Genomic DNA, 13,518 nt, shown 5'->3' with positions numbered 1-13,518 from the left:
GCATGGCAAAGGTTAATTGGGGAATTATTGGGTGTGGCAATATAGCTCACACCTTTGCTACAAGCATTGCGCATTGCAGTGATGCACAGCTTATTGGCGCGGCATCAACGAGTATACAGCGCACTAAAGAATTTGCCACACCGTACAATATTCAAGGCTATGAAAGCTATCAAGCTCTTATGCAATGCCCAAATATAGATGCTATTTATATTGCCAATACCCACGATCAACACTTTAAAACGATAGCCCAATGCTTAAAACACAATAAGCACGTGCTAAGCGAAAAACCAATCACCGTTAATGCTAAGCAGTTGCAAAGTCTCACTGAGCTTGCCAAGCAACAAAACTGCTTTTTAATGGAAGGCGTTTGGATGCGGTTTTTACCAGCCATAGTAAAATTACAACAGCTCCTAAGTGAAGGTATTATTGGTAATGTGCACAGTGTTAATGCCAACTTTAGTTTACCTGGCAGCTTTGCCGACACTCACCGATTAATGAACCCTGTAACAGCGGGTGGCGCCCTGCTCGATTTAGGTATTTATCCTATTTCGATTGCTGATGTGGTATTTAATAAAGCCCCTGAACACATCAACTCCTTTGTACATAAAAGCACAACCGGCGTTGATGAGCGAAGCACTGCTATAGTTGATTACGGTAACGGGCAATTTGCATCTCTTGCCAGCGCACTGCAGCAAAATGGCCCAACAGAAGCATGTATTAATGGTGAGCTTGGCTATATTCGAATACCTCAGTTTGTAGGTGCACAAACGCTAGAGCTACACATAAAAGACCAAGACCCTCAGTACTTTGAATACAACTTTAGTGACGATGAAAACTTTAAGTTTGAAATTGCACATGTCACGCAGTGTATATTACAAAAACAAACTCAAAGCAGCGTGTTGCCCCTCAGTACTAGCTTACGAGTTATGAACATAATGGATACCTTGCGAGCACAGTGGCAGCTGCAATACAGCAATGCCGTCGAGTCGGCTGAACTGACTAATTAAAAAATAAAAATACACAACAAGGACACACAATGACACACACACTCAAGGCGCTTTCAAAAGCCATATTACTTGCAACGTGCAGTTTATCTGCCAGTGTAGCTGTTGCTGAATCTAATAAACCAGAGCAGCTATACCCGCCAATCACTAGCGAAGTACTGCCAGAGCTTGCAGCTAAAGGTAGCTACAATGTAGGTGTGCAAACACTTGATTTAGTTAACCCTGCGCAATTTGACCCCGCTACACAAGGTCAAAAAGATCGTCCTTTAAAAGTAGAGGTGTGGTATCCGGCTGCAAATACAGCAAAAGCGCCACTTAGCAGCTACACAGATGAAACTCGCTCAGGTAAAGAGTTTACTTTGCAAGCCGATGCAATGCGTGATGTCGCCATTAATAATAAAGAGCACTACCCTGTGATAGTGCTTTCGCACGGTTATACCGGTTACCGTACAATTATGTACTACCTCGGCGAGCATTTAGCGTCGCACGGTTACATTGTGGTAGCTATTGACCATACTGACTCAACCAATGCCGATGTTGATTTTAAAAATGCGCCGTTCTCTGGCTTTTTTAGCACGCTTATAAATCGCTCACGCGATCAGCAGTTTGTAATTAATTACTTTAATGAGCAAAACAACTTTGCCAGCAAGCAGGTAGATAACAAAAGCGCAGGTGTAATTGGTTACTCAATGGGTGGCTATGGCGCGGTAAATACGATAGGTGGTTGTTACGCTTTTAATGAGCAAACTACGGCTATGTTTACGGGTATGAAAGACCTAGCTCAAATTAAACAAGTACAGCAATTACTAAACAGCTGCGCTGGTGGACAATACCAGAACCCAAAAGTAGACCCTCGTATAAAAGCCATGGTGGCCTTTGCACCGTGGGGCGGACAGCACGCTATATTTGATGCCAAAGCAATGAAAAATATTAAAGTACCTTCGCTTTATGTAGCCGGTAACTTAGATGACATTTCAGGCTATGAAGGCATTAAAAGTCTTTATGAACAAACAGGCAGCAAAGATAAGTACATGCTTACTTACAAAAATGCACGCCATAATATTGCACCACACCCAGCCCCTGCTATTGCACAAAGCAGCAGTGAGCTAGATATAGGCCATTACTACGAGCCTTCGTGGTCTATGCGCACACTAAACGAGACCAACAAACACTTTGTACTTGCCATGATGGATTGCCACGTAAAAGGCATAGCCAGCGAGTGTAAATACTTAGATTTACCACAAAACGGCGACCAAGCTGTTGTTGATGGTAAGCCGCTGCCACAGTGGCGCGGGTTTGATAATCGCTTTTCTACCGGTATGAATTGGCAACAAGCTAAACCTCACACCAAGTAATAATAAGCTTTAAGCGGTTGTTTTAATCAATAGCCGCATACGCCCTTAAAATAATGCAAAAATAAAACGCCTTTTATATAAAAGAGTTACCAGCAAATATTAGCGTGTTTATTTTTTAATCTGCTATTTTAAGAAAAAACCATTGCCATTAACTTCGGTTAAAGGCAATCTAGTCATATATAAGATAAGATAAATAACACAAATATCATGTCCAAATACATACTCTCAATTGATCAAGGAACCACAAGCTCTCGGGCCATCTTGTTTACAAAAGATGCAGACGTTTTTGGTACAGCACAACAAGAATTTTCGCAGCATTTTCCACAAAATGGTTGGGTAGAACACGACCCTAACGATATTTGGCAAACAGTGCTTAGCACTAGTCGCGAAGTGTTAACTAAAAACGATGTAAAGCCTGAAGAAATTATTGCCATTGGTATCACCAATCAGCGCGAAACCACTTTGGTATGGAACAAAAAAACAGGCAAAACAATTTATAACGCTATTGTATGGCAAGACCGTCGCACCAGTGACTATTGCGAAAGCCTAACAACTGATGAGCTTTGCCAAACAATAAGCGATAAAACAGGCTTACTGCTCGACCCTTATTTTTCGGCCACTAAAGTTCGTTGGATTTTAGATAACGTTGAAGGCGCACGCGAACAAGCCCTTGCAGGTGAGCTCGCCTTCGGTACGGTTGACACTTACCTACTTTGGCAGCTAACTGGCGGTAAAGAGCACCGCACCGATGCAACCAATGCATCGCGCACCATGTTATTTAATATTCACACCCAGCAGTGGGATCAAGAGCTTTTAGAGTTATTCGATATTCCAGAATCTATGCTGCCAGAAGTAATGGATTCTGCTGACGAGTTTGGTTCAACCAGCGCTGATATTTTTGGCGCGCCAATTCGCGTATGTGGTATTGCAGGCGATCAACAAGCTGCGCTTGTAGGACATGCATGTTTTGAACAAGGCATGGCTAAAAGTACTTACGGTACTGGCTGTTTTTTAATGCTTAACACTGGCGAAAAAGCACTGACCTCAGAAAACCGCTTATTGACCACTGTTGCCTACAGATTAAACGGCAAGCCAACTTACGCCATTGAAGGCAGTATATTTATGGCTGGCGCAACTATGCAGTGGATTGTTGAAGGCTTAAAGCTACTTAGCCATGCTGGCGAAAGTGAGTCGATGGTTAAAGATGTACCGCTCGATCATGGTGTTTTTTTAGTGCCTTCGTTTACTGGTTTAGGCGCTCCTTACTGGGACCCTAATGCGCGTGGCGCTATTTTAGGGCTAACACGCGACTCTGGTATTAGCACTATTGTTGCGGCTGCTTTGCAATCAGTTGGTTACCAGACCAAAGATTTACAAAAAGCGATGGAGCGTGATGGCCTTCGCCCAAGTGTGCTTCGTGTAGATGGCGGTATGGTAAAAAATAATTGGGTTATGACCTTTTTATCAAATATTTTAGGTGCAACAGTTGAGCGACCAACAGTGACCGAAACCACCTCTTTAGGGGTCGCTTATTTAGCAGGCTTGCAAGCAGGTGTGTACGAGTCAACTGAACAGTTATCTAAAATGTGGACATGCGACCGTCGCTTTGAGCCCACCATGAGTGCCGACGAGCGTAACGATCTATACGCAAAATGGCAGCACTGCGTAGCTCAAGTCTGCTTAACGAATAAAAACTGCCCGCAGTAAATACTAAGTGGCTAAGGCCAGTACTTTAGCCACTTTGCTTTTTAACTTAGCTAAATGCTAGATTTAAAAGGCATGCTTTACTGCTCTAAATTGAAAATGGATTGGCGTCAAAATTAACGAATAAAAATCTGGGTTTTCTATTGTCAAATGAAAACAGCAGCTTTATGATGATTATGTCTTATTTATATTACAAATAAAAAGGTTAGCTCGGTGGAATTAGCAGATAACGAATATGACTTACTAGTCATCGGTGGCGGTGTAAACGGCACTGGAATAGCAGCTGATGCAGCTGGCAGAGGGTTAAAAGTTCTATTGTGCGAACAATCAGACCTTGCCTGTGCAACATCTTCAAACAGTTCTAAGCTGATCCACGGCGGTCTGCGCTACCTTGAGCATTACGAATTTAGATTAGTAAAAGAAGCGCTAGCAGAGCGTGAAGTGCTACTTAAAAACGCACCTCATATTATGTGGCCGCTAACCTTTAGATTGCCGCATCAAAAACACCTGCGCCCTGCGTGGATGATTCGTATTGGCTTGTTTATGTATGACAACCTAGCAAAACGCGAAACACTAGCGGGTTCTCGAAGCATTAAATTTGGTGAAAATAGCGTTTTAGAACCCTCTATTACTAAAGGTTTTGAATACTCAGATGGCTGGGTTGATGACTCTCGCCTAGTCGTTTTAAACGCCCTAGCAGCGCAGCAAAAAGGTGCTGTTATTACCACGCAAACTAAGTGTGTACATGCTAAACGTGAGCAAGGTAAATGGCAGGTAACCCTTGAGCAGCAAAAGAGCAAAGCTAAATACACCATTTCTGCCAAAGGCATTGTTAATGCTGCGGGTCCTTGGGTAGCTAAATTATTTGACGAAGCACTAACAGAAAAATCACCACAAAATATTCGCCTTGTAAAAGGTAGCCACATTGTAGTGCCTCGCATTCACGATGAAAAACAAGCTTATATTTTACAAAATAAAGATCAGCGTATTGTGTTTGTTATTCCGTTTGAAGATGACTTCTCACTTATTGGCACAACCGATGTAGAACACAAAGGTGAAGCACAAGACGTTAAAATTAGTGATGAAGAAATTGATTACTTAATTGATATTACTAATACCTACTTTAAACAACCGATTAAACGCGAAGACATAGTACATACCTTTTCTGGTGTACGCCCATTACTTGATGACGAATCAGTTAATGCACAAGCCGTTACTCGCGATTATAAATTAGAGCTTTCGAGTGATGCTAAGCAAACACCTCTACTGAGTGTGTTTGGCGGAAAAATTACAACTTATCGCAAACTTGCCGAAGCTGCGGTTAATAAGCTTGAAGATTTTTATCCGCAAATGAGCAATGCGTGGACCAAACATAGTCCGCTCCCTGGTGGTGATTTTAGCTCTGTAGAAGCACTTAAATCAGAGCTAAAAGCAAAATACGAATGGCTACCTGAAATAACACTTAAACGCTTTGTACGCACTTATGGTACTCGTGCTAAACATATTTTAGGTAGTGCAACTGGGCTGAGTGATTTAGGCCAAGATTTTGGCCATGGTTTATTTGCAGCAGAAGTAGATTACTTGCTAAATGAAGAGTGGGCAGAAAACGCATACAATATTTTATGGCGCCGCAGTAAATTAGGACTACGTTTTAATGAGGCGCAAGTTGCTGCGCTTAATGATTATATTGAGCATAACCAAGCAGCTAAAAACGCTTAATTATTCAGTTATAATAGCTTCCTGTTAACCCCTTTATAATTTAACCGTTATAAAGGGGTTTATTTTTTTGACTCTAAATTAAATAAATAATTAAAGCCACTAAGCGTCGCTGTTTTAATATCAAACTCAACACACTTCACACCTATTTGGTTAAGCGCCGTAGTAAAACACTTATTCAGCTGCTTTGTGCCAATCACCACAACTTGTGTATCACTTAATAATTGCCATTCACTAGCGTGGCGAGCTGCTCGTACATCGCTGCCAATTAATACACCCGACAAATAGGCTTTAGCTTGTACTGGCGTTAACTCCTTTGAAAGCTGGCGGGTACGCACACTAAAAATACCATGTGCCAAGTTACCGCTATCACTACCTAAAGTTAGCTCACAGCCTTGCTCAAATGCTTTAAAGTCAAACTCACCTTCTGCACAGTCGTTAGGAATTAAAACACTTTGATGACATAACAAATCATATAACTCACCGGTCATGGCTGTTTTAAAGCAAATGATTTCGCCATTGTTTATAAGCACCCATTTGGTATGTGTGCCAGGCAAACAGAGTAATATTTTACCTTGTTGATATTCTGGGTTTTGCTTTAAAAACCCTAAAATTTGCAGCTCTTCACCGCGCATTACATCAAACAAGCCATTTTGCAGCGTACACTTTGTGCCAGGTAACGCTTTAATAATATGTCCATCGCAATCAAAGCTAACAGCAGCATTAAGTAACCCTTCGGGATTAATTGGGCATTCTAAATAAGGTGTTTCGTGCCAGCCGATGCTTGAGGTGATTTGTCCTGCAATATATATAGGTAAGCTGCCATATTCTTGCTTCCACACCTCAATGGTGTCGATTAGGGTTTGCTCAAAATTTTGATTTGCTTTAACAACACCTGGGCCATCACGTTGTGCTAATAATTTAAGTGTTGATTGCGCTCGTACTTCGCACAAATAAGCGCGTAAATGGCTCGTGCCCCAGTCAACAGCAATAAAAAGAGATGAAGTAGCCAAGCTTTAAAGCCTCCCACCGTCAATTTTAATACTTTGCCCGGTGATCATACTGCTTTCATCGGCGGCTAAAAAGAGTGCCAAATTAGCAACATCTTCAGGAGTTACTAATTTTTTAAGCGCCATGGCTTCCATCCACTTAACTTGCTCTTCTTCGGTAAACCAGCTTGCTAGTTGACGGTCGGTAGCCACCCACCCTGGTAAAATAGCGTTAACGCGAATACCAAACTCGCCGTAATCGCGAGCCAGTGCCTTAGTCATACCAATTAGGCCTGCTTTTGCGGTTACATAGCCTGCCATTTGAGGTTGCCCCATAATAGCGTTAATAGAACTAAAGTTAATGATACTGCCCGCTCCATCGCCCTTCATAAAAGACATAGCAACTTGAGAGGCAAAAAATGCAGGGTTTAAGTTTATTTGTAAGCACTGATCCCAGTCTTGCACTGTAACGTCTTCGCTTGCTTGACGGCGATCGTTCGCTACATTATTAACTAGTACATTAATGGCACCAAAAGCGGCGCATGCATCCACAAGTGATTGCTGAAGTGCACGAGAGTCAGTTACATCAACTTGCCTATACCATAGTTTTGCATTGGGTAAATCACGAATAAGCGATTGCGCTGCCTTATCATCAATATCTATAAATGCTACTTTTGCATTTTGATTTACAAAAGATTTAACCATTGCTCTACCAATGCCTGATGCACCGCCTGTAATAAAAATAACTTTACCAGAAAGACTATGATATTGAGCTAGGGTGTTCAAATTCAACTCTCCATACAGCGCATTTTCAATTTTAATTAAACCCTTTATAAACTTACATTTACAGTATAAAGAGCCAAACTAAGTTGTTATTGCTGTGCTAAAATATTTAACTAATTAAAAGTTTATATCATATCCTTAAGTACATTAATATGATATATGATATATAATAAAGCAATATATCAACTCGGAATCCTGCGCAATGAAAAGCCAACCCCGTCAAAATTTAACACAACAATTAACCCACGATTTGGGTTTTGCTATTGTGCGTGGTGTTTACCCTGTAAGCGAAGGCCTGCCTTCTGAAGCCGATTTATGTATAAAGTATGATGTAAGTCGCAGCGCTACCCGCGAAGCGGTAAAAATGCTCTCTGCTAAAGGGTTAATTTCATCGCGTCCTAAGCAAGGTATTCGTGTATTACCTGAAAGTAGCTGGAACATGTTTGATACCGACGTACTACGTTGGATTTTAAGCAGTAAGCCATCACTGTCGTTATTAAAAGAGTTTACTCAAGTACGCGTAGCCCTTGAACCACAAGCGGCCGCTCTTGCAGCACTAAATGCAACTGCTGAACAACTCGCTGATATAGATAGTGCCTTAGCCCGTATGGCTGAAGCAGACGAAGGCTTAGACGACCCATTAGAAGCCGACATTGCTTTTCATACCAGCATATTAGTGGCCAGTAACAATCGCTTTTTTGTGCAGTTAACTGAGTTTATTAGTACAGCTCTTAGAGTAAGTATTCGTTATACAAACCACATTAAAGGTGTACCGGGCGCAGATGTTGCTAAGCACGCTGATATTTTAGAGACTATAAAGTCACGCGATCCTGAGCGCGCTAAAAAAGCAGTAGAAACAATTTTAGAAGAAGCACTACAGTTAATTGAATCTAAATTAGTGTAATGTTAGTTCAGCATATTATATAAATATTGAGTCCATCGAATTTACTCTTTGCAGTATATTTTATGGACTTTTTTATTGCCTATAAAACTTAAATTACAGGCATTAAAAAATCCGATATCAGTCTCCTGATATCGGATTTTCAATTATTTAAATCAGCTTAATAACTCGGGTTATTAACTAAGATAAAACGCCTTTTTACAGGCTAGAATTACAATCCTAATTTCTTCTCAAGATAGTGGATGTTAGTACCACCATTTTGGAAGTTTTCATCTGCAAGAATTCTCTTATGCAAAGGAGTATTAGTTTTAATTCCGTCAATTACTAGCTCGTTAAGTGCATTGCGCGCGCGGGCAATAGCTACGTCACGGTTTTCACCGTAAGTGATTAACTTACCAATCATTGAATCGTAATGTGGTGGAACCGTATAGTCAGCGTAAATATGGCTGTCCCAACGAATACCTAAGCCACCAGCAGGATGGAAACGTGTAATTTTACCCGGTGAAGGGATAAACGTTTCAGGGTCTTCAGCATTAATACGACACTCAATAGCATGACCACGAATAACAACGTCGTCTTGCGTGAATGATAATGGTTGACCCGCAGCAATTTTTAACTGCTCTTTGATTAAATCAATACCAGTAACCATTTCAGTTACAGGGTGTTCAACCTGAATACGTGTATTCATTTCGATGAAGTAAAACTCGCCGTTTTCGTATAAAAACTCAAACGTACCTGCACCGCGGTAACCGATTTCGATACATGCACGTGTACAGCGTTCACCAATAAATTTACGTGTTTCTGCAGTAATACCTGGCGCTGGTGCTTCTTCAACTACTTTTTGGTGACGACGTTGCATAGAACAATCACGTTCACCTAAATGTACTGCATTACCTTGGCCATCTGCTAATACTTGAACTTCGATATGGCGTGGGTTTTCAAGGAATTTCTCCATGTAAACCATGCTATTACCAAAGAACTGCTTAGCTTCTTGCTGTGTTAATGCAATTGAATCAATAAGTTCAGATTCGCTACGAACAACACGCATACCACGACCACCACCGCCACCAGCGGCTTTGATGATTACCGGGTAACCGATTCGTTTAGCGATTTGCATGTTACGTTCTTTATCATCTGATACCGGACCATCAGACCCTGGTACACATGGAACGCCTGCTTTACGCATTGCTGAAATAGCAGAAACTTTATCACCCATAAGGCGAATAGTGTCACCTTTTGGACCAATAAATACAAAACCACTTTGCTCAACTTGGTCGGCAAAATCAGCGTTTTCTGCAAGGAAACCGTAACCTGGATGAATCGCTACAGCGTCAGTTATTTCAGCCGCAGCAATAATGCGCGGGATATCTAAATAACTTTCAGTTGCTGATGGTCTACCAATACAGATGGTTTCATCTGCAAGCAATACATGCTTAAGATCGCGATCCGCCGTTGAATGCACAGCAACCGTTTTGATCCCAAGCTCTTTGCAGGCGCGCAATATACGAAGTGCAATTTCACCTCGGTTTGCAATGACTACTTTATCTAACATTAGAGTTGGCCTTTTAGGTTACGCTATTATTCAATGATGAATAGAGGTTGATCAAATTCTATTGGCTCGCCATTTTCAGCTAAGATAGCTCTTACTGTACCGGCTTTATCTGACTCAATTTGGTTCATCATTTTCATAGCTTCGATAATACAAAGCGTATCGCCAACTTTAACTTGCTGACCAACTTCTACATACGCTGGAGCTTCAGGAGACGCTGCTGCATAGAAAGATCCAACCATTGGTGATTTAACTTGATGGCCAGTAGGTTCTGCTGGAGCTGCTGCTTCAACTGCTACAGGAGCTGCTGCAACTGGAGCAGGGGCTGCTGGCGCCGGTGCATATTGCTGTGGAGCAAATTGCGGGTAACCAGGGCCTGCGCTCATGTTGTTACGGTTAATACGTACTGATTCTTCACCTTCAGTGATTTCTAGCTCAGCAATACCTGATTCTTCTACTAATTCGATAAGCTTCTTTATCTTGCGAATATCCATTACACGACCCGCCTGTTTGTTTGTGTGTTAATTTAAAATTAAATCGAGTTTTTCAACCGGCTCACAGCGGCATTTAATGCTGCGTGGTAACCCATTGCACCTAATCCACATATCACGCCTTGTGCCACATCAGAAAAATACGAATGATGACGAAAGGCTTCACGTGCGTGCACATTACTTAAGTGCACTTCAAAAAACGGAATATCAACACTTAGCAATGCATCACGTAATGCAACGCTTGTATGCGTAAATGCAGCAGGGTTAATTATTATGTAATCAACCGCTTGCCAAGCACTGTGTATTCGCTCAATGAGGGCTTGCTCACTATTACTTTGAAAATGTGCTAACTCAACATCTAGACTATCAGCGGCACTGGTTAGTTCGCTCATAATTTCACTTAGCGTTTGAAAACCGTATTTATCCGGTTCACGTTTGCCAAGCATGTTCAAATTTGGACCATTTATAACTAAAAGGTTAAATTTTGCAGCCATAATACGCGATATATCCTATAAGTAATGAGTTAAGCGGTTGCTAAGTAGTTTTTCGCTTTTAAGTAAGCAGAAAAAAGTAATGTAGCAACAAATTCTCACGTTAACCAACTATTATAGTGATTTCGATGTAAATAGCAGCAAAATACTGGTCCAATCTCTATTTTGGGAACGAATAACTAGGAGGGAGTCGTAAGCCACTTGGTATATCCAAGTGGCTCTATTGCACTATTATTGTGCGCTGGCGCGCACTGTAGCAAGGTGTTTAGCAAAATCTTCTGCGTTTAAAAAGCCGGTTACACGTTGTGTAGTTAGCTCTTTACCTTGGGTGTTAAAAAACAAAATACTAGGTAAACCAAACACGGTGTACTCTTCCATTAACTCAATTGTTTTATTGTCACTGTTAGTTAAATCAACTTGAATTAGCTGATAATGGCTAAATTCACTTTGCACTTTGGCATCTGGAAACGTGTAATGCTCAAACTCTTTACACGCCACACACCAGTCAGCATATAAGTCGACCATAACCATTCGACCTTCATTACTCGCTTGCGCTACGGCCTCTTTTAGCTCAGCTAAATCCGCCACCTTTTTAAACTCATTACTTTGTGTGCTTACTTGCACAGCTTGTACTGGCCAAAAGTAGTTTTTAGTTAACGTAAACCCTGTCATAACTAATAGCGTTGCAGCAAACCATAATGCAGTTTTTAACTTGCTTTGTGTTTGGCTACTTTGCCAGTGATGTAGGTAAAGTGCCGTTGCTAATGCAAGCACACCTGCCATTAATAATATAATGTCGGCGCTGATTAGGCGTTCAAGTAATATAAGCGGCACAACGAGCATCACAAAACCAAACAAGGTTTTAACTTGCTCCATCCAACCACCTGCTTTAGGCAGCAATTTACCGCCAGATGTACCAAGTAATAAAAGTGGTAACCCCATACCTAAACTAAGCACGTATAGTGTTAAACCACCTACTAAGTAATCACCACTTTGCGCAACAAATAAGAGTGCCGCCGACAGTGGCGCTGTAGTACATGGTGATGCAATTAGCCCCGACAGTACGCCCATTAAAAATACGCCAACGTAGTTGCCGCCTTTTTGATTGTTACTTACCTGAGTTAGCTTGCTCATCATACTGCTTGGCAGTTTTATTTCGTACCAACCAAACATCGACATAGCCAATAATACAAATAGTAAACTAAAGCTAACTAATACAAATGGATGCTGTAAATACCCCTGCACTTGCCCACCAAGCGCCGCAACAACTAAACCAAGCGCTGCATAGGTAACTGCCATGCCTTGTATATATACAAACGACAACGCAAACGCTTTTTTAGTTGAAAGGTTTTGCTGACCCGCAATTAAGCTCGACAAAATAGGAAACATTGGAAATACGCAAGGCGTAAAAGCAAGGCCTACACCAACAACAAAAAATATAAGTAAATTAGTTATTAAGCCCTGACTTGCTAACTGTTCAGTAAAAGTAAGTTCTTTTTCGGTATCATCCGAATTTGTTGTAGGTTCAGTAGCTGGCTCGTTGAGTGCTGCAAATGTGCTTTGCGCAGTTGCTGCTTCATCTGTAGTGTTATTTTGGTCTACATTTTTAACCTGTGCACCACTAATAACACTAAGTGGGATGCTGATTACTTCTGGTGGATAGCAAAGCCCTGCTTTTGCACAGCCTTGGTAACGAACTTTAACCACAGCGCCTTCGGTTACATTACTTAGCTTACTAATAACACTCGCGGAATTAAAAAAAACCTCTGTTTTACCAAAAAATTCATCTTCAATAATTTCGCCACGGCCAGAATCGCCTACTTGAATGTTTGCACCTTTGGCGATAATTTCTATTTTCTTTTTATATAAATAATAGTCTGGCGCTATATCCCAACCTACAAACAAGGTACTGCCTTGCTGGTCAAAATCAAAAACAAACGCTTGGTCTACAGGTAAAAAAGTCTGTTGCGGAGGCCCAAGTAGATCACCAAGCACATTATTAGTCGCAGCCTTTACGGGTACAGTTAATAATGTAACCAACAATAAAAAGAAAAAACGCATTAATTCAGTACCTCGTCCATCCAATTAAAATACGCCAAATTACCGGTTGAAACTTCTACAACCTGAATCTCCGGCACTTCGTAGCTATGTAGCTCTTTTATTGTTAAAAACACATCGTTCATTTTATCTGCTTTTGTTTTTATAAGTAGCTTGGCTTCAGTTGCTTCTGCTACTTCGCCCTCCCACATATAAATAGAGCCCATGTTAGGTAAAATATTTACACAAGCTGCTAGCTTTTTTTCTACCAACGCCCTTGCTAGGCTGCGTGCTTCTGCTTCGTCTTTGCAAGTCGTAAAAATCATTTTAAAATGCGTAGTCATTGTGAACCTATTCTTATTGGACAGTGTCTAGCTTCATAGTATCTGATAGCCGATACAATGTGTAGACGCTTAAATATCAGTAAAATGACTATACCTATGCCCTAACCTTGAAAAGAGACCTAGTCACCCTCATTTATATTTCATCAACTCTTTT

At 41.1% G+C, this 13,518-nt stretch carries 12 protein-coding genes; 5 read left to right on the top strand and 7 right to left on the bottom strand.

Annotated elements, in window-relative coordinates:
• Positions 1 to 2 precede the first annotated feature (2 nt).
• The 4 genes from H5092_RS14345 (at position 3) to glpD (ending at position 5,782) form a co-directional block, all read left to right on the top strand.
• Positions 3 to 1,007 carry a Gfo/Idh/MocA family protein gene (locus H5092_RS14345; RefSeq protein WP_182733778.1) on the top strand — a complete coding sequence of 335 codons (1,005 nt, stop codon included), beginning with the start codon at positions 3 to 5 and terminating at the stop codon, positions 1,005 to 1,007.
• Positions 1,008 to 1,036: 29 nt separating this feature from the next.
• Positions 1,037 to 2,359 (top strand): dienelactone hydrolase family protein, encoded by a 1,323-nt coding sequence (locus H5092_RS14340; protein ID WP_182733777.1) that lies wholly within the window; start codon positions 1,037 to 1,039, stop codon positions 2,357 to 2,359.
• Positions 2,360 to 2,566: 207 nt separating this feature from the next.
• A complete protein-coding gene (glpK, locus tag H5092_RS14335) occupies positions 2,567 to 4,066 on the top strand; it encodes a glycerol kinase GlpK (RefSeq protein WP_033013631.1) in 1,500 nt (499 codons plus the stop codon).
• A gap of 210 nt (positions 4,067 to 4,276) precedes the next feature.
• Complete coding sequence (gene glpD / locus H5092_RS14330; RefSeq protein ID WP_182733776.1) at positions 4,277 to 5,782, top strand: glycerol-3-phosphate dehydrogenase; 1,506 nt, start codon at positions 4,277 to 4,279, stop codon at positions 5,780 to 5,782.
• A 59-nt stretch (positions 5,783 to 5,841) separates the two neighbouring features.
• On the opposite strand, the gene H5092_RS14325 is transcribed toward glpD, so the two are convergent.
• The gene (locus H5092_RS14325) at positions 5,842 to 6,792 is read right to left on the bottom strand and encodes a 2-dehydro-3-deoxygalactonokinase (protein WP_182692713.1); all 951 of its coding nucleotides are present in this window, start codon (positions 6,790 to 6,792) and stop codon (positions 5,842 to 5,844) included.
• Between the two features lie 3 nt (positions 6,793 to 6,795).
• Positions 6,796 to 7,554 carry an SDR family NAD(P)-dependent oxidoreductase gene (locus H5092_RS14320; protein ID WP_182733775.1) on the bottom strand — a complete coding sequence of 253 codons (759 nt, stop codon included), beginning with the start codon at positions 7,552 to 7,554 and terminating at the stop codon, positions 6,796 to 6,798.
• 199 nt (positions 7,555 to 7,753) lie between these two features.
• Between H5092_RS14320 and H5092_RS14315 the strand changes: the two genes are divergently transcribed.
• Entirely contained in the window at positions 7,754 to 8,455 is a 702-nt protein-coding gene (locus H5092_RS14315) for a FadR/GntR family transcriptional regulator (RefSeq protein WP_024596672.1), read from the top strand.
• Positions 8,456 to 8,663: 208 nt separating this feature from the next.
• On the opposite strand, the gene accC is transcribed toward H5092_RS14315, so the two are convergent.
• The 5 genes from accC to cutA all read right to left on the bottom strand — a co-directional run bounded on the left by accC (position 8,664) and on the right by cutA (position 13,364).
• On the bottom strand, positions 8,664 to 10,004 hold the full coding sequence (gene accC, locus H5092_RS14310; protein ID WP_002958843.1) for an acetyl-CoA carboxylase biotin carboxylase subunit: 1,341 nt from the start codon (positions 10,002 to 10,004) through the stop codon (positions 8,664 to 8,666).
• A gap of 26 nt (positions 10,005 to 10,030) precedes the next feature.
• Entirely contained in the window at positions 10,031 to 10,495 is a 465-nt protein-coding gene (accB, locus tag H5092_RS14305) for an acetyl-CoA carboxylase biotin carboxyl carrier protein (RefSeq protein WP_002958842.1), read from the bottom strand.
• A 38-nt stretch (positions 10,496 to 10,533) separates the two neighbouring features.
• Complete coding sequence (gene aroQ, locus H5092_RS14300; RefSeq protein ID WP_002958841.1) at positions 10,534 to 10,986, bottom strand: type II 3-dehydroquinate dehydratase; 453 nt, start codon at positions 10,984 to 10,986, stop codon at positions 10,534 to 10,536.
• A 228-nt stretch (positions 10,987 to 11,214) separates the two neighbouring features.
• The gene (locus tag H5092_RS14295) at positions 11,215 to 13,044 is read right to left on the bottom strand and encodes a protein-disulfide reductase DsbD (RefSeq protein ID WP_182733774.1); all 1,830 of its coding nucleotides are present in this window, start codon (positions 13,042 to 13,044) and stop codon (positions 11,215 to 11,217) included.
• Entirely contained in the window at positions 13,044 to 13,364 is a 321-nt protein-coding gene (cutA, locus tag H5092_RS14290) for a divalent-cation tolerance protein CutA (protein ID WP_002958839.1), read from the bottom strand. Before cutA ends, H5092_RS14295 begins: the two co-directional genes overlap by 1 nt.
• Positions 13,365 to 13,518: the final 154 nt, after the last annotated feature.

The sequence above is a fragment of the Pseudoalteromonas sp. SR41-7 genome (genome assembly GCF_014163935.1).
Taxonomy (GTDB): Bacteria; Pseudomonadota; Gammaproteobacteria; order Enterobacterales; family Alteromonadaceae; genus Pseudoalteromonas; species Pseudoalteromonas distincta.
Note: the sequence above shows the minus strand (reverse complement) of the source record. Positions and strands in the feature narration are given on the sequence as shown.

Coding starts and splice junctions, on each gene's coding strand:
- cutA (WP_002958839.1), bottom strand. CDS start 13,364: ATGACTACGCATTTTAAAATGATTTTTACGACTTGCAAAGACGAAGCA.
- accC (WP_002958843.1), bottom strand. CDS start 10,004: ATGTTAGATAAAGTAGTCATTGCAAACCGAGGTGAAATTGCACTTCGT.
- H5092_RS14345 (WP_182733778.1), top strand. CDS start 3: ATGGCAAAGGTTAATTGGGGAATTATTGGGTGTGGCAATATAGCTCAC.
- H5092_RS14295 (WP_182733774.1), bottom strand. CDS start 13,044: ATGCGTTTTTTCTTTTTATTGTTGGTTACATTATTAACTGTACCCGTA.
- aroQ (WP_002958841.1), bottom strand. CDS start 10,986: ATGGCTGCAAAATTTAACCTTTTAGTTATAAATGGTCCAAATTTGAAC.
- accB (WP_002958842.1), bottom strand. CDS start 10,495: ATGGATATTCGCAAGATAAAGAAGCTTATCGAATTAGTAGAAGAATCA.
- glpK (WP_033013631.1), top strand. CDS start 2,567: ATGTCCAAATACATACTCTCAATTGATCAAGGAACCACAAGCTCTCGG.
- H5092_RS14315 (WP_024596672.1), top strand. CDS start 7,754: ATGAAAAGCCAACCCCGTCAAAATTTAACACAACAATTAACCCACGAT.
- H5092_RS14340 (WP_182733777.1), top strand. CDS start 1,037: ATGACACACACACTCAAGGCGCTTTCAAAAGCCATATTACTTGCAACG.